At 73.6% G+C, this 14343-nt stretch carries 19 protein-coding genes; 6 read left to right on the top strand and 13 right to left on the bottom strand.

Annotated features, from left to right (window positions below; genetic code table 11):
- Window positions 1-70 precede the first annotated feature (70 nt).
- The 4 genes from ACW14Y_RS17240 to ACW14Y_RS17225 all read right to left on the bottom strand — a co-directional run bounded on the left by ACW14Y_RS17240 (window position 71) and on the right by ACW14Y_RS17225 (window position 2716).
- Window positions 71-253 carry a PspC domain-containing protein gene (locus tag ACW14Y_RS17240; RefSeq protein WP_030393399.1) on the bottom strand — a complete coding sequence of 61 codons (183 nt, stop codon included), beginning with the start codon at window positions 251-253 and terminating at the stop codon, window positions 71-73.
- A 216-nt stretch (window positions 254-469) separates the two neighbouring features.
- Complete coding sequence (locus ACW14Y_RS17235) at window positions 470-1294, bottom strand: MerR family transcriptional regulator (protein ID WP_456987503.1); 825 nt, start codon at window positions 1292-1294, stop codon at window positions 470-472.
- 109 nt (window positions 1295-1403) lie between these two features.
- Window positions 1404-1835: a nucleoside deaminase gene (locus ACW14Y_RS17230; protein WP_456987501.1), complete on the bottom strand. Its 432-nt coding sequence runs from the start codon at window positions 1833-1835 to the stop codon at window positions 1404-1406.
- Entirely contained in the window at window positions 1832-2716 is an 885-nt protein-coding gene (locus ACW14Y_RS17225; RefSeq protein WP_456987499.1) for an LLM class flavin-dependent oxidoreductase, read from the bottom strand. Before ACW14Y_RS17225 ends, ACW14Y_RS17230 begins: the two co-directional genes overlap by 4 nt.
- A 94-nt stretch (window positions 2717-2810) precedes the next feature.
- Here ACW14Y_RS17225 and ACW14Y_RS17220 point away from each other — a divergent pair, with 94 nt between their 5' ends.
- On the top strand, window positions 2811-3284 hold the full coding sequence (locus ACW14Y_RS17220; RefSeq protein WP_380311736.1) for an Lrp/AsnC family transcriptional regulator: 474 nt from the start codon (window positions 2811-2813) through the stop codon (window positions 3282-3284).
- 24 nt (window positions 3285-3308) lie between these two features.
- On the opposite strand, the gene ACW14Y_RS17215 is transcribed toward ACW14Y_RS17220, so the two are convergent.
- From ACW14Y_RS17215 to ACW14Y_RS17205, 3 genes are read right to left on the bottom strand one after another with little or no spacing between them, the layout of a single operon-like run.
- Complete coding sequence (locus ACW14Y_RS17215; RefSeq protein ID WP_380437789.1) at window positions 3309-3434, bottom strand: hypothetical protein; 126 nt, start codon at window positions 3432-3434, stop codon at window positions 3309-3311.
- Window positions 3431-3667, bottom strand: a complete 237-nt coding sequence (locus ACW14Y_RS17210) for a hypothetical protein (RefSeq protein WP_380311734.1) — start codon at window positions 3665-3667, stop codon at window positions 3431-3433. The genes ACW14Y_RS17215 and ACW14Y_RS17210 overlap by 4 nt, the downstream gene beginning before the upstream one ends.
- Entirely contained in the window at window positions 3664-4029 is a 366-nt protein-coding gene (locus tag ACW14Y_RS17205; protein ID WP_380311732.1) for an ATP-binding protein, read from the bottom strand. The genes ACW14Y_RS17210 and ACW14Y_RS17205 overlap by 4 nt, the downstream gene beginning before the upstream one ends.
- 221 nt (window positions 4030-4250) lie before the next feature.
- On the opposite strand from ACW14Y_RS17205, the gene ACW14Y_RS17200 reads away from it, so the two are divergent.
- The 3 genes from ACW14Y_RS17200 to ACW14Y_RS17190 all read left to right on the top strand — a co-directional run bounded on the left by ACW14Y_RS17200 (window position 4251) and on the right by ACW14Y_RS17190 (window position 6069).
- Window positions 4251-5144: a helix-turn-helix domain-containing protein gene (locus tag ACW14Y_RS17200; RefSeq protein ID WP_380311730.1), complete on the top strand. Its 894-nt coding sequence runs from the start codon at window positions 4251-4253 to the stop codon at window positions 5142-5144.
- 10 nt (window positions 5145-5154) lie between these two features.
- Entirely contained in the window at window positions 5155-5355 is a 201-nt protein-coding gene (locus ACW14Y_RS17195) for a DUF397 domain-containing protein (protein WP_375981504.1), read from the top strand.
- A gap of 249 nt (window positions 5356-5604) precedes the next feature.
- Window positions 5605-6069 (top strand): hypothetical protein, encoded by a 465-nt coding sequence (locus ACW14Y_RS17190; RefSeq protein WP_380311727.1) that lies wholly within the window; start codon window positions 5605-5607, stop codon window positions 6067-6069.
- Between the two features lie 71 nt (window positions 6070-6140).
- Here the strand turns inward: ACW14Y_RS17190 and ACW14Y_RS17185 are convergent, their stop codons facing one another.
- On the bottom strand, window positions 6141-7016 hold the full coding sequence (locus ACW14Y_RS17185) for an FAD-dependent oxidoreductase (protein ID WP_380311725.1): 876 nt from the start codon (window positions 7014-7016) through the stop codon (window positions 6141-6143).
- A gap of 318 nt (window positions 7017-7334) precedes the next feature.
- A complete protein-coding gene (locus ACW14Y_RS17180; protein WP_456987494.1) occupies window positions 7335-7823 on the bottom strand; it encodes a hypothetical protein in 489 nt (162 codons plus the stop codon).
- Window positions 7824-8149: 326 nt separating this feature from the next.
- Here ACW14Y_RS17180 and ACW14Y_RS17175 point away from each other — a divergent pair, with 326 nt between their 5' ends.
- A complete protein-coding gene (locus tag ACW14Y_RS17175; RefSeq protein ID WP_456987492.1) occupies window positions 8150-9835 on the top strand; it encodes a hypothetical protein in 1686 nt (561 codons plus the stop codon).
- 80 nt (window positions 9836-9915) lie between these two features.
- Window positions 9916-10560, top strand: coding sequence for a PhzF family phenazine biosynthesis protein (locus tag ACW14Y_RS17170; RefSeq protein WP_456987490.1), 645 nt, complete (start codon window positions 9916-9918; stop codon window positions 10558-10560).
- 46 nt (window positions 10561-10606) lie between these two features.
- Here the strand turns inward: ACW14Y_RS17170 and ACW14Y_RS17165 are convergent, their stop codons facing one another.
- The 4 genes from ACW14Y_RS17165 to ACW14Y_RS17150 form a co-directional block, all read right to left on the bottom strand.
- A complete protein-coding gene (locus ACW14Y_RS17165) occupies window positions 10607-11278 on the bottom strand; it encodes a VanZ family protein (RefSeq protein WP_456987488.1) in 672 nt (223 codons plus the stop codon).
- Window positions 11279-11514: 236 nt separating this feature from the next.
- Window positions 11515-11949 carry a hypothetical protein gene (locus ACW14Y_RS17160; RefSeq protein ID WP_456987486.1) on the bottom strand — a complete coding sequence of 145 codons (435 nt, stop codon included), beginning with the start codon at window positions 11947-11949 and terminating at the stop codon, window positions 11515-11517.
- Window positions 11946-13454, bottom strand: coding sequence for an ATP-binding protein (locus ACW14Y_RS17155; RefSeq protein ID WP_380309650.1), 1509 nt, complete (start codon window positions 13452-13454; stop codon window positions 11946-11948). The genes ACW14Y_RS17160 and ACW14Y_RS17155 overlap by 4 nt, the downstream gene beginning before the upstream one ends.
- An 89-nt stretch (window positions 13455-13543) precedes the next feature.
- The gene (locus ACW14Y_RS17150; RefSeq protein WP_045938110.1) at window positions 13544-14221 is read right to left on the bottom strand and encodes a response regulator transcription factor; all 678 of its coding nucleotides are present in this window, start codon (window positions 14219-14221) and stop codon (window positions 13544-13546) included.
- Window positions 14222-14343: the final 122 nt, after the last annotated feature.

Genomic DNA, 14343 nt, shown 5'->3' with positions numbered 1-14343 from the left:
GTTCTGCGGGTGCCTCGGTGCGGTGTCCGGTGTGCCCGGCGCGCTGTCCCGGTGTGCCCGGGCTCCGGCGTCACGCCTCCTGGGGGAGCAGCAGCCAGAGCGCCAGGTAGATCAGGAACTGCGGGCCGGGCAGCAGGCAGGAGACCAGGAAGATGATCCGGACGGTCCACGGGGTGAGTCCGAAGCGCTCCGCGATCCCGGCGCAGACGCCGGCGATGACGCGGTTGTGGCGGGGGCGGGCGAGGCGGCTCATGGTGAACTCCGTTGCTCTGGTGGCGCCGGTGACCGGTCCCTCCGGCTGGCGTACCTCCATGCTCCGTCCTCGCGCCGCCCGATTCCTCCGCCCGCAAGGCGATCCTGTCCCTGACCTGCGTCATCGGTGGGCAGTAGTCGCTCTCGGGGTTCCGCTCAGGGTCGCCCCGGAGATTGACGGGGGCGGGGAACGGGAACCGGCGGCGCGGGGCGGCGGCTAGCCGCGGGGACGGAACGGGACGGTGACGTCCGAGGTGTGCTCGTGCGGCTCGGCGGTCATGAAGTTCGGGTAGTACACCTCACGGTTGCCGCCGCAGCGCTCGTACCCCTGCTCCGCGACCCAGGCGCCGACGGCGTCGTGGACGGTCGCCATCGCCGCGAAGTCCCTCGTCCGCGCCGTCAGTTCGGTGTAGGCCTCGCGGTGCGCGGGGTGGATCCGCACCGCGATCCGGCCGGCCGGTTCGACGGTGTTCAGCGTCGGCGCGCACACCTCGACCGGGCCGTCGGACTCCTCGCTCACATGGCCGTGGAAGACGGTGAAGATCGGTCCGGACAGACAGGCGCCCGTCGACCCGAGGTGGGCGAGGAGCGACTCGCTCGCCCCGCCGATGAATTCGACGAGACCGGCGGCCGTCACCCGGCCGCGCAGGCACAGCACCTTCTGCTCCGGCACCTCGCGCTCCGCGATCCGGTACATGGTGGAACCCCTTCCGGTCAGCACTGCCCGGGCGTAGCCCACCGCCTCCCGGCGGGCCAGGTGCGAGGACTCCTGCTCCCGCCAGTAGGCGTCCAGGAGCTGCGGGGCGGTGTCGGCGTCCGCGTCGAGCACCGCCGCGATCCGCGCCAGCGGCATGCCGACGGCGCGCAGCAGCGCGATCCGGCGCGCCCGTTCGACCTGGGCGAGGCCGTAGCGGCGGATCCCGGTGTCCGGGTCGACCCGGGCGGGCGCCAGCAGCCCCCGGTCCCCGTACAGGCGCAGCGCCTTGGGGCTGAGCCTGGTCCGGGCGGACAGCTCCCCGATGGTGATCAAGTCCTCGTGCACGGCTCCACTCTGGGGCCTGCCCCTGGGGCAGGGGCAACCGCCCGGGGGTGGAAGACGGGCCGCGGGGGCTCCGGCCGGGCAGCGGCCCCGGCCCCCGCGATCCGCCGGCTCAGCGGTAGTACGGCTCGACGGCGGCCCGGACCTCGTCGAACAGCGCCGGTCCCTCCTGCGGCACGGGCGGGAGGCCGTTCCCCGGCCGGATCCCCAGCAACTGCTCGCCGGAGAGGGCGAAGACGACCCGGCCGAGGCCGGCCTGCCGGAGCGCGGCCGCGCACATCGGGCAGGGCTCGCAGCTGGTGTAGAGGGTGGTCCGGGAGGCGGTGGCGAGGTCCAACTCCCGTCCGGCCCACCGGGCCAGCTTCAGCTCGGGGTGCGCGGTGAGGTCCCGGTCGGTGCGGGTGGTGTTGCGCTCCTCGGCCAGCACGGAGCCGTCCGGGGCCGCCAGCAGCGAGCCGAACGGCGGGTCGCCGTGGGTGCGGGCCTCGGCGGCGAGGGCGATGGCGCGGCGGAGCAGGGTGCGGTCGGCGGAGGTGAGCGTCATGACGGCTGTTCCGTTCGGGTCGGCGCGGGGTCGAAGGCGGCCCGCAGGTGCGGCAGTTCGGCCACGGCGGCGAGGGCCTCGAAGGCCGGTCCCGGGTCGCGGGTCTGCTCCGGGTCGCCGTGGTAGGGGTCGAGGACGACGGTGTCGGCGCCCAGCAGCCGGAGCCGGGCGAGGTCGGCGCTGATCTGCTCGATGCTGCCCTCGCCCGCGAGGCGCTGCGGTCCGGAGACCGGCCCGGGCGTGAGCCTGAGGGCGATCCGGGGCGCGAACGCCGGGACGGGGAGCCCCTGTTCCTCCGCGTACGCCCGCAGCCGGGGTGCGGCCTCGCACAGCCACGGCGTGGTCGGGCGCAGCGGGTGCCAGGCGTTACCGAGGCGGACGGCGCGGCGCAGGCCCGCGTCGCTGTTGCCGCCGACCCAGAGCGGGATGCGGCGGGTGCCGTAGTCGGCGGTGTCCGCCCAGGCGGCGCGCAGCCGGCGCAGGTGCTCGTCGGTGAGGCGGCCGCGCTGCTCGAACGGGACGTCGAGGGCGGCGAACTCCTGCTGCGCCCAGCCGATTCCGACGCCGAGGACGAGGCGGTGCCCGCTCAGCGCGTCGAGGTTGGCGGCCATCCGGGCGGTGAGGAGCGGGTGCCGGTAGGGGGCGATGAGGACGGTGGTGCCGAGCCGTACCCGCTCGGTGTGGGCGGCGAGCCAGGCGAGGGCGGTGAACGGTTCGTAGAACGGGCCGGGGTAGCGCACGGCGACGTCGGGGGTGATGGCGACGTGGTCCGACACCATCAGCAGGTCGAAGCCCAGGCCCTCGACGGTCCTGGCCCAGGTGAGCAGGGCCGCCGGGTCGGTGCCGGGGCCGAAGTTGGGGACGTTGACTCCGATCTTCACACCCGAAAGCCTAGGGACGGGAGGTGGATTGACTGAAGGGGCATCCCCCGGTTGAGGGGTTGTTCCGCCGTGGAATCACCGGCAATCTGGGCTCATGACCGAGATTCTTGACGCGACGGACTGGGCGATCCTGGCCGAGCTCCAGGAGGACGGGCGGATCGCGTTCGCCGAGCTGGCGCGGAGGGTGAACCTCAGCGCGTCGGCCACGACGGAGCGGGTGCGACGGCTGGAGACGGCGGGGGTGATAACCGGCTACCGGGCGGAGGTGGACCTGGACCGCACCGGCTACCCCGTGATGGCGGTCGTCCGGCTGAAGTACCCCGGGCCGGCGGCCCGGCACGAGCCGCTGCGGCGGTTGCTGGAGGAGCGCTCGGAGATCCTGGAGTGCCTGCGCACGACCGGGGACGACTGCTACTCGCTGAAGATCGCGACCACCTCGATGGGGCACCTGGAGGAGATCGTCGACGAGCTGGCCCAGTTCGGGAGCACGACGACGAACCTGGTCCTGAGCCGCCCCCTGGCCTTCCGCGGCCCGGCGGTGCCCCGAGCGGGGGCGGCGGAGCAGTAGCAAGGATGCAATGGCCGGAGTGAGTCAGTGGCCGGGGCGGGTCTCCTCGTCCTCGCCGTGCACCTTCAGGGCGGTGATGACGCCCGTGACGACGGTGGCGAAGGCGAGGGCGAGGAGGACGGCGAAGGCGGCGCCGATGAGGAAGTTCACGCGGGTCGGCCCGTTTCGCGGAGGAGCGTGAGGAGGTTGAGGAGGGTGGCGACGGAGGTGTCGCCGAAGTCGACGAGGAGGCGGCCGTCGATGGTGCTGCCGTTGACGGCGGCGGAGCCCCACTGGATGCCGAAGGGCTTGCCCCGTTCGTGGAGTTCGCCGAGGAGGGCGGTGACCTCGGGCCCGGTGTAGGTGCGGAGGTAGGGGTCGTGCGATTCGAGCGGGATGTTCACGCGGCGGCCTCCAGTTCGAACCAGACGACCTTGCCGTGCTTGTTGCTGGTGGCGCCGAAGCGGTCGGTGAGTGCCTCGACCAGGTGGAGGCCCCGGCCGGAGACGGCGTAGGGGTCGGCGGGAGTGCGGGGTTCGGGGAGTACCGGGCTGTCGTCGCACACGGACACGCGCAGGGTGCTGGGGCAGAGGGACACGATGACGTGCGGCGCCGGGGTAGCGGCGTGCTTCCAGGCATTCACGAACAGCTCATGCAGGGCGAGTTCGGCGGTGTGGACGGTGTCCGGCGGCCAGTCGGCCGAGGTGAGGAGCCTGCGCAGCTCGTGGCGGACGACGGACCAGTCGGGCGGAACGAGAGCGCACATGGGGGCCTCCAGAGCATGGGGAGGGAAGAGCGGAGCGCGTCTGCATGCCTGAAAACATGTGACATTGACGCCCCGTCATGTGATCGGTGCAACACTGAGGCTAGGTTGCCGGGTCATATCGTTGCAACCAAAAGAGCAATGTTGACCCGTGTGGGTGATGCCTGGCCGGTAGTGGCGACGCCAGCCGATGCGGAACACTGTGGGGAGAGGGAAGGAACGCCGTGGGGCTCAGGGGAGAGATCAGTCAGCGGCAACGCCGCTTCGGCGAGGAGTTGCAGCGTCTCCGGACGGCGGCGGGTTTGTCGGCCCCGGAGGCGGGCGCGCTGGTGGGCATGAGAAGCCCGGCCGTCAGCCACACGGAGGCGGGGCGAACCGGCCTCAATCAGGAGCGGCTGGGGATCTGGCTCGACGCCTACGGCTGCGAGGATCCTGTTTACCGGGCCAAGCTCGCCGACATGGGGCGGCGAACAGGCAAGGGGTGGTGGTCGGAGTTTGCCGACCGGGTTCCATTGCTTGCGCTCGACCTGGCCGAGGCGGAGGACAGTGCGGCGCTGGTCGACAACTACGAGACGTTCTACCTGCCCGGCCTCCTGCAGTTGCCCGCATATGCCGAAGCGATCTACGAAGGCGCTCATCGGGACGGGAAGTTCGATGCGGAGGCCGAGATCGACTTCCGCATGAATCGGCAGCGCATCCTGAACGATCTGCCGCGGAGGCAGTTCCGGTTCGTCATTCACGAAACGGCGCTCCGCCTGCGCTTCCCGGGGGACGCGGTGATGAGGGCGCAGCTGACGCACCTGCTGGAGGTGGCCGAGCTGCCCAATGTGACCATCCAGGTCCTGCCGTTCGCGGCATTGAAGAAGCCCCCGCACACAGGCCAGTTCCTGCTGCTGGATCCCGGGTCGGAGGATCTCTCCACCGTTGTTGTGGATCACCCGAGCCGCGCCGAGTATCTTGGCGACCGGTACTCGATCGCGACCTACCGCAGGACGTTCGATCAGCTGAGCGACCTTGCGTTGCCTCCGGTCGACACTGGCCGTTCGCCTCTCGCGCTCTCGTCCTCGCGTGACTCGTGCGGGCTCATCCGACATCTCCTCTACCTGCTCCAGACGTGAAGGGCGCCCGATGGCAGAAATCCGTTGGCAGAAGTCATCGTTCAGCGGCTCCAACGAGGGCGGCAGCTGCGTTGAACTCGCCACCGGCGCGCCGGGGCTCCGTCACCTGAGGGAGTCCGACGATCCGGGCGTCGTTCTGGCCGTCGATGCAGAGAAGCTCCGCTCCTTCCTGCTGGCAGTCAAGGAAGGTGAGTTCGACCACCTCGCGTGATCGGTCCGGCCCCGGAGTTCTTCCTGGTCGCACTGTGAAGCGGGCGGTCGCGGACAATCGTCCGCGACCGCCCGCTTCGCATGTGTTCTTTGCCTGATCCAAGCTCGAGAGGCCGGCGTGCCTACGAGGTTTCGGAGTGCGCGGCCCGGTCCGCCGGACAGGCCGTCGAAGTAGTGACCGTTTGGTGACTTTCGGTTATGGGAAGGTCCTTCGCGCGTCGGTAGCTAGCCGGCCGGTGAGGAGACAGTCATGCCCGAGACGCCCAACTCCAAGGGACCCGCGAAGGTGCAGATGTCACCGGAGCAGATGGCAAGCCTCGGTCTGACTCCCAGCCCCGCAGCAACGGCGCCCACGGAAGCGGCACTGGTCCCGGCATCCGAGGTCAAGCCCGAGGATGCCGCGACCCTGTCGATCGAGTACCGCGACGGCGTGGCCGTGATCGTCGTGGGCGAGGGGAAGTACGTCCCGTCCGAGCTTCCCGTCGTGAACGGTTCCGGTGGGGTGTACGCGGCTCGATTCGCCTGGGTGAACGGCCAGGCGGTCCTCCACACGCCCGATCCGGTGTCCGCCCCGGCGCCCAAGCAGCCCGACTGGGTCGCGTTGGGCGACAGTTACACGGCGGGTGTGTTCGCGTCCGACTCGGCCTCGTCGCCCGGAGCGCCGGACTTCCTCGCTGTCGACAGGTACGAAGCGGACGACTTCACTCAGCGCTGACAGTTGCCCGGAGAGCTGCGTGGAGCAGGAAGTCGGCCTCGTCGACTTCCTGCTCCACGGCGACTGCACGCTCAACCGCCCAAACGCAGCGCGTAGTAGACCTTCAGCGCAGCATCGGCGCCGGAGCCGGTGGCGGTCATGATGCGTTGGCCGCGGGCGGAACGCAGGTCTCCGGCGGTGAGAATCCTGGGGTGCTGGCGGTCGGGTGGGCAGTAGCCGTCCTCGCCCCGGACCATCGTGCCGGGGAGAGCGGCGGGGCGGACGCCCAGATTCACGAAGACCAGGCCGGGCGCGAAGGTGCCCAACTCGCCCGCCACGACCTGGCCCTCGGGGGAGCGGTGGAGTTCCAGGGCCTCGGTCTGCAGCAGGGTGACCCGCGGATCGCCCTCGACCTCCTCGGCCTTGTAGGCGTCGCCGGGCGGGTGCGGGACCACCAAGTCGAGCGGGGCGTCGGGGTGGGCGCGCAACAGGGTGCCGAGGGGGCGGTCGGCGCCGAGGACGAGGGTGCGGCGGCCGGCCAGGAGTGCGGCGTCCGCCTCCCAGATCGGTGGCGGCGTGTCCACGGCGGAGGTGAGCCAGGCAGCCTCTTCAGGCCGGGCCGCGCGGACGCCGGTGGCGACGATCGCGTACCGGCCGCGTACGGCGGTCTCTGCGTCAGCGAGGTGGACGGTCACGCCTTCGTCGTCGGCGTGCAGCTCCGTCGCCGGGGTGCCGAGCAGGAGGTCGCAGGAGTCGGCGACCCGCCGGACGTCCGCCGCGACGGCGTCCGCGAAGGCGGTGCCGGTCGCGAAGCCGAGCACATTGCTCACCGCCGGGACCCGCCGCAGGGTGGCGCCGGGCTCGCGCCGCTCGACCAGGGCCGACCGCAGCCCGACGCTCGCCGCCATCACCGCCGCCGCACAGCCCGCGGGCCCGCCGCCCACGATCACCAGGTCGTACGTCTCCACGGTCCGAACACCCCTCTGCCGTCGGCGACCGACGCCCGGCCGCCCGATCCCGCCCGCACCGCGCAGCGTAGTGCGGGCCGAGAGGAGAGGGAGGGTGCTGGCTGGTAGTGAGACCGCCGTGGCGGGCCGGTGGCTGGCGCGGGGTGGCGAGGGTGTGGGCCGCGATGGGCGGGGTGGGCGGAGGAAGGGGGCTGGCCGGTGGGGAGAGCGCAGGGGCGGGGCCGGTGACTGGCGCGCCGGGCAGCGAGGGCTGCGGACCGAGAAAGGAGGAAACGGACCGGCCGGCGCCCTGGTGAGAGGCGCCGGCCGGTGCGGGGATCAGCCCTGCGGCGGGGCCGGCGGCTGGTACGGGGCGGCGGGAGCGGCCGGGGCGGCCGGAGCGGCGGCCTGGTACGGCGAGGGCTGCTGGTACGGCGCACCCTGCTGCGGGTACTGGCCGCCCTGCGGCGGGTACGGCGCACCCTGCTGCGGGTACTGCGCGTTCGGCTGGTACGGCGCCCCGGCCGGGGCGGCGGGCGCGGCCGGAGCCTGGGAGCGCGTGACCGCGGCCTTCACCGCGTTGATGATCAGCAGCACCGGCAGGATGAACGCCTTGAAGAAGATCGCGTAGGTGCCGCCCTCGAAGACGAAGGCCAGGTAGTACGCGTAGCCGGCGAAGCCGAGGCCGACGAGCACGTTGAGGGCACGCCAGCCGGCCTTGAGACCGCCGACGTTGACGGCACCGATGACCAGCAGGGCGATGCCGCTGAAGGCCAGCAGGACGACGTACCAGGAGAAGAGCGGGTCGACGTCGAAGTCGAGGTTCACGAGTGGTTCCTGTTGTTGCCGGGATCGGGCGGACGCGAACGGGCGGCCGCCGGGGGACGAGTGGGGACAGTACTGGAGTGCGATGACATTCGTCCTCACGATTTCATCACGGTGTCATCGCCGAATCCGCCCGGCGAACCTCCCTTCCACCCCTTGAAAAACGCTCAGGAAGCGTCCGTGCGTTCGGATATGATGCGCCCGTCGCTGGTGGTTGGGGGGCGAAGCAGCGACCCGGGTGAGAGTCCCGGTGCGGCCTCCCACCTCGGCGGAACCGCCCTGCTGCCGGGTTCGTCGGGTTCGCCCGCCTTTCTTCCAAGAGGTCCCCCGTGCGTATTCAGCACCGCAGATCCCTGGCCCTCGCCGCCGCTGCCACCCTGGTCTCGGGCGTGGCCCTGACCGCCGCCCCCGGTGCGGCCGCGCTGTCGCGCTCCGGGAGTGCCGGCGGCGCGGTCCTCGGCGCCCCCGCCGGGGCGGGCACCCCGGGGCCGGTCGGGACCCAGGAGCGGCGCAGCCCGGTGACGGTCACCGTCGCGGGCTTCCCCGGCACCCTGACCGCCGGCGGTCCGGCGGCCGAGTTCACCGCCACGCTGCACAACTCCGCCGACCACGCGGTCGACGTCACCACCGGCTTCGTCGTCGCGAACGTCGATGCCGGCATCCGCGAGAACCAGCTCACGCTCGGCTACCAGTCCCCCGGCGGGGCTTCGTGGAAGCCCGCCGCCCTCGCCCCCGGCGCCGGCACCGGTGCCACCTGGAACCTCGACACCTTCGCCACCCGGCTGAGCCTGCCCGCCGGTGCCTCCGCGACGTACCGGCTGCGACTGGCCGCCGCCGTCGACACGCCCGTCGGTCGGGCCACCGCCGGATTCACGGCGACGGTCGCCGACCCGACCCTGCCGCCGGAGACCCGGATCACCGAAGCGGCGAGCCCGCAGCGGGAGTTCACGGTCGCCGCGGGCGGCCCCACCGGGACGCCGACGACCGCCCCCGCGCCCGGCGTGCCCTACCTCGGCCTGGACGCGGTGCCCGGCTCCTTCACCGCGGGCGGCGAGCCGAAGCCGTTCCGGCTGACGCTCACCAACCGCAGCGGCAAGGACGTCGCCTTCCTGCCCGAACTGACCTTCCGGGGCAAGGCCCTGCCCTCCGCCGAGGCGGTCAGGCTGGAGTTCCGGGCGGCCGACGGCGAGTGGCTGCCGGCCGTGGACGGCGGCCAGAGCGGGTCCGGGCGGCTGGCCCTGACGCTGCGCACGGGCGACAAGGAAGCCTCGCTGGTACGGCTGCGCGACGGCGAGTCCCGGACGCTGAACGTGCGGCTGGCCTTCGCCCAGGACGCCCCGGCCGGGGTGCTGTCGCTGCTGCCGACCGGCAACAGCCTCCCGACGGCCGGGACCGGCACCGGGGTTCCCGCCGCCGGCTCGGCGGTGGACATCACCGTGGCCGCCCCGGCTCCGGCCGCCCCGTCCGCGGCGCCGAGTGCCCCGCCCACCGAGGCCGGCGGCTCGCCGTCCGCCCCGGCCGCGCCCCCGGCCGCCGAACCGCCGGCGCCCGCCCCCACCGCGCCCGGGGTCGGGCTGGCGGCGGTCACGCCGTCCGCGGACCCGAGCGGCACACCGGCGGCCGTCCCGGTCTCGGAGGTCACCCAGACGCCGCCGGGCACGGCGGCCGTCCCCGCTCCGGCGGTCACGGTGACCGTGGCGGCGCCCCCGGTGCCCTCCGTGGACCTCGCCCCGACCGGCGGCTCGTCCACCAACACCCCGATGGCGATCACCGGCGCCACCTCGATCGCGATGGGCCTCGGCACCCTGGTGGTGGCGCACCGGCGGCAGCGGACCCGCCCGGCCGGCGGCCGGACGCCGCTCCCCGCCGGGGGACCGGCGGCGGGCCCGCGTCCGGTGGCGGGCGGTCCGGCGCCGAGGTCGGGGGCGGCTCCGGCCGTCCGGCCCGCGGCGGGTCCGGCCACCGGCCCGGCAGCCGGTCCGGCCACCGGTCCCGCCGGCCCTGCCGCGCGCTGAGCCGGACGGCCCGGACGGGCGCGCTACCCATGGCCCGCGCGAGCGCCGCGCGGGCCCGACCGGACAGGAGTGACCGAGGCATGGCCGACCACGAGGTGCTGTACGTGTTCTGCGGCCCGGACGGCACGCACGGGAACGCGCTGGGCGTCGTCCGGGACGGCGCGGCCGTGCCCGCCGAGGCGGACCGGCAGGCGATCGCCCGGCGGCTCGGCTTCAGCGAGACGGTGTTCGTCGACGATCCGGAGAGCGGCGCGATCGACATCTGGACCCCGACCCTGCGCCTCCCGTTCGCGGGCCACCCGTGCGTCGGCGTCGCGTGGTTGCTGGGCGTGGACCGGCTGGTCACCGCAGCGGGCGTGGTCGGGGTGCGGCACGACGGCGAGTTCACCCGGGTCGCGGCTCCGGCCGCCTGGGCGCCGCCGCGCACGCTCCGCCGGTACGCGACGGCGGCCGAGGTCGACGGGCTGGCGGTGCCGCCGCCGGGTGAGTGGATCTACGCCTGGGCCTGGCAGGACGAGGCGGCGGGCACGGTTCGCGCCCGAGCGTTCCCCGGCCGGGGCGACGGCATCGACGAGGACGAGGCGACCGGCGCGGCCGCGCTGCTGCTGACGGCGGAGCTGGGCCGGGGGCTGACGATCACCCAGGGGCTGGGCTCGCAGCTCGTCACCGGGATCCCCGGGGAGGGACTGGTCGAGGTCGGCGGCCGGGTCCGCCGCGCGGACTGACAAGACGGTCCGAGAACACCGTCCGAGAACACGGTCCGGGCGGGGATCAGCCCCGCCGGGCGGGGCCCGGCGAGCCGAGGCTGAGCAGCGGTTCGGCCTTTCGCCCGGCGTGCGCGGACGGGACGGCGGCGAGCCTGGGCGGGTTCGTGGCGACGGTGGGCGCGCTGCCCGGGACCGGAGCCGGATCCGGAGCCGGAATCGGAGCCTGAGCAGGAGCCGGAATCGGAGCCTGAGCAGGAGCCGGAACCGGAGCCGGAGCCGGAGTCAGGTCCTGGCCGGGCTGCGACGCGCGGTCGACCGGGTCGACCGGGCCGAGCAGGCCCGCGCCGCGCCGCAGGAGCAGCACCCGGCCGGCGGGGACCAGGGTGAGGTGGGTGGCCGCGACGCCGACGACGGCGAGCAGTATGTGGTCGACGTTGAGCACGTGCCCGGGCGCCCACGAGGAGAGGAACTCCAGTGCCGTGGCCAGCAGGGCCGAGGCGCCGGTGGTGCGCAGGAAGGACGGGAGCCAGGGGGTCCCGAGCCGGCCCCCGGCGAGCGGGAGCAGGACACCGAGCGGGGCGGGAAGCAGCAGCTCGCCGAGCAGCTGGCCCGCGGAGGAGAAGCGGAGCGAGGCCAGTGGCGTCAGGTTGGCGTCGTAGACCCAGGCCACCGGCAGTGGTCTCAGCACCAGCCAGCCCAGCAGCAGCAGGTGGAGGGCGAGGCCGAACCGTCCCACCGCCCGTAGTCGACTCCGGTGGTGCTGGACGGCCGTCGCCCGTCCGGTCTCGGTCCGCACGTCGGCACGCTCCCCGCGTGTCCTGGTGCCATCTCGCTGCACGGGAGGAAGGACGTGTTCCGGCGGCGCGACGGTTCCACCCCCGGTGCGAACTTTGCGTCGCACGCCGGGGGCGGGCGCCCGCCCCCGGCGTGACCGCCGGGTGAACCCGCCCGGCGTGATCCGAAGGAGAGGGCCTACCGGCAGGGCGGCGCCGTGGTCGAGGCGGAGGGCGACGGCAGCGCGCCGAACACGTTGTCCGCCGGACCCGTCGGAGCGGCGGGCGACACCACCGAGGGCGAGGGCGACGCGGCCGGCGAGCCGCCCGTCGGGGCCGGACGCACCGGGGTGGTGGGCACCTGGGTGGGCACCGGCGCGGCGGCCGTTGGCGCGGTGGGCGTCGGCGTGCCGTGCGCCGCGGCGGCCTGCGGCGGCCCGCCGACCGCCCCGGACGGCGTGGCCGGGGCCGTGGGTATCCGCGCCACCGTCGGACAGGCGGTCCGGCTGGCCGGCGCGCCCGCGTCGACCGGGACGGCCGTCGGACGGATGCCGCAGCCGGCGGCCAGCACGGCCAGCCCCACCAGCGCGGCGGCGGCGAACGGGCGCCGCAGCGGGCTCGTTCCTCGGGTCACCGGGCACTCTCCTCGGTGGTGTCGTCGGACGGCGGTGGCTGGGTCAGCGGCAGGGTCAGCGTGAACACCGCCCCCACCTCGCCGTTCGCGGCCGTGATGGACCCCCCGTGGATCTGTGCGTTGGCCATCGCGATGGACAGGCCCAGACCGCTGCCCTCCGAGCGCGCCCGCCCCTTGTCGGCCTTGTAGAAGCGGTCGAAGACGTGCGGCAGCACGTCCTCCGGGATACCGGGACCGCTGTCCGACACCGCGACGACCACCGTGTCCCCCTCCTCGCGCACCCGCACCCGCACCGGCGAACCGCCGTGCTTGAGCGCGTTGCCGATCAGGTTGGCGAAGACGACGTCCAGCCGGCGCGGGTCGACCACCGCCAGGATGCCGCGCGGGGCGTCCAGCTCGACCGCGTCGTACCAGGCCCGGCCGTCGATGCAGGACATGATCAGGTCGGCGATGTCCACCTCGTCGGCGACGAGCTTGGCGGTGCCCGCGTCGAAGCGGGTCACCTCCATGAGGTTCTCCACCAGGTCGGAGAGCCGCCGGGTCTCGCTGACCACCAGCCGCACGGCCGGTTCGATCATCGGGTCCAGCGACTCCGCCTCGTCCTCCAGGATGTCCGTCACGGCGGTCATCGCGGTCAGCGGGGTGCGCAGTTCGTGCGACATGTCGGCGACGAACCGTCGGCTCTGCGCCTCGCGCGCGCTCAGCTCCTCGACCTGTCCGTGCAGCGACTCCGCGGTCCGGTTGAAGGTCCGCGCCAGGTCGGCGAGTTCGTCCGAGCCCTCGACCTCCAGCCGGGTGTCCAGGTGGCCCTCGCCGAGCCGCCGGGCGGCGTCGCCCAGCCGCTTGACCGGCCGCAGCACCGTCGCCGACGCGGCCTGCGCCAGCAGCGCCGAGCCGATCAGCGCCAGCAGGGTGGCGATCGCCAGCGACCAGCCGAGCGTGTTGAGGTCCGCCCGCTCGTTCTCCAGCGACTTGAACATGTACGCGGTCGGGCCGGTCGTCACCACCTTGGTGCCGCCGATGACGAACGGCCGCCCGTCGAGGTTCTGCCGCTGCCAGTACAGGTGGTAGGTGTACGGGTTGGACTCGGTGAGCTCGCGCGGCTTGCCGACCGCCGTCCGCAGCGCGGTCGGCACGCTGGCGATCGTGTACTGCGCCGAGTTGGACGAGGCGACGCAGTTCGGCAGCGCCGGATCGGCCACCACCACGTCGTAACTGAGGCCGGAGCTGGCGACGGTGCTCGCGAGCGCGTTCAGGTCCTCGCAGGTGGCGTTCAGCGGCAGGTTCGACACGTTGCGGCTGAGCGAGACCCGGAAGTCGTTGAGCGCGGTGTCCTGGGCCCGCTTGAGCACCGCGTCGCGGTTGAGCCAGTACGCGATGCCGGACGCCGAGACGGCGGTGGTCAGCGCGACCGCGGCGAACACCGCGATCAGCCGCACGCGCAGCGAGCGCAGCCGGCGCCACGGGCCGGAGGAGAACCGGGCCGTCGTCTGTTGGTCAGTCACAGGAGCCTGTCGTTGCGGAGGCCGTCAGTGCGCGCGGCGGGATATCGCCGGCGCCGGACGGAGGTGGGCGGGTACGTGGGCCGGGCCGGTCACGCCGGGGGGTCCAGCCGGTAGCCGACCCCGCGCACCGTGCGGATCAGCGTCGGCGCCGAGGGCACGTCCTCGACCTTGGCCCGCAGCCGCTGCACACAGGCGTCCACCAGTCGGGAGTCGCCCAGGTAGTCGTGCTCCCAGACCAGGCGCAGCAGTTGCTGCCGGGACAGCGCCTGCCCGGGCCGCCGGCTGAGCTCCAGCAGCAGCCGCAGCTCGGTCGGGGTGAGCTGGAGGTCCGCGCCGTCCTTGGTGACCGTCATGGCCGCCCGGTCGATCACCACGGTCCCGTACACGGACGAGTCCGAGCTCTCCCGTTCGCCGCGCCGCAGCACGGCCCGGATCCGGGCGTCCAGGACGCGGGGCTGCACGGGCTTCACGACGTAGTCGTCCGCGCCCGACTCCAGACCGACCACGACGTCGATGTCGTCGGACCGGGCCGTCAGCAGGACGATCGGCAACTGGTCGGTGCGGCGGATCCGGCGGCACACTTCGAAGCCGTCGATTCCGGGCAGCATGACGTCCAGCACGATGAGGTCCGGCCGCTGCTCCTTGAAGAGCCTCAGGCCGTCCTCGCCGGACGCGGCGGTGGCCACGCGGTGGCCCTGGCGGGTGAGGGCGAGTTCGAGGCCGGTGCGGATGGCGTCGTCGTCCTCGATCAGAAGGAGGAATGGCACGGCCTCATTCTGGCTCACCCGGAGCGGCGAATCACCCCCCACTGTCCGCCCGGCGGCCGCACCCGCCCCGTCCGCCGCGCGGCCGGGAACCGGAACGCCCGCTACCGGCGTCCGTCAACGGC

This window comes from Kitasatospora sp. cg17-2, from assembly GCF_054031055.1.
This window is presented reverse-complemented; position numbering and strand designations above follow the sequence as displayed.

What these genes read in the sequence shown, in the direction of transcription:
- ACW14Y_RS17240 (WP_030393399.1), bottom strand. Translation starts at nt 253, where the DNA reads ATGAGCCGCCTCGCCCGCCCCCGCCACAACCGCGTCATCGCCGGCGTC.
- ACW14Y_RS17230 (WP_456987501.1), bottom strand. Translation starts at nt 1,835, where the DNA reads ATGACGCTCACCTCCGCCGACCGCACCCTGCTCCGCCGCGCCATCGCC.
- ACW14Y_RS17220 (WP_380311736.1), top strand. Translation starts at nt 2,811, where the DNA reads ATGACCGAGATTCTTGACGCGACGGACTGGGCGATCCTGGCCGAGCTC.
- ACW14Y_RS17205 (WP_380311732.1), bottom strand. Translation starts at nt 4,029, where the DNA reads ATGTGCGCTCTCGTTCCGCCCGACTGGTCCGTCGTCCGCCACGAGCTG.
- ACW14Y_RS17195 (WP_375981504.1), top strand. Translation starts at nt 5,155, where the DNA reads ATGGCAGAAATCCGTTGGCAGAAGTCATCGTTCAGCGGCTCCAACGAG.
- ACW14Y_RS17190 (WP_380311727.1), top strand. Translation starts at nt 5,605, where the DNA reads ATGCCCGAGACGCCCAACTCCAAGGGACCCGCGAAGGTGCAGATGTCA.
- ACW14Y_RS17170 (WP_456987490.1), top strand. Translation starts at nt 9,916, where the DNA reads ATGGCCGACCACGAGGTGCTGTACGTGTTCTGCGGCCCGGACGGCACG.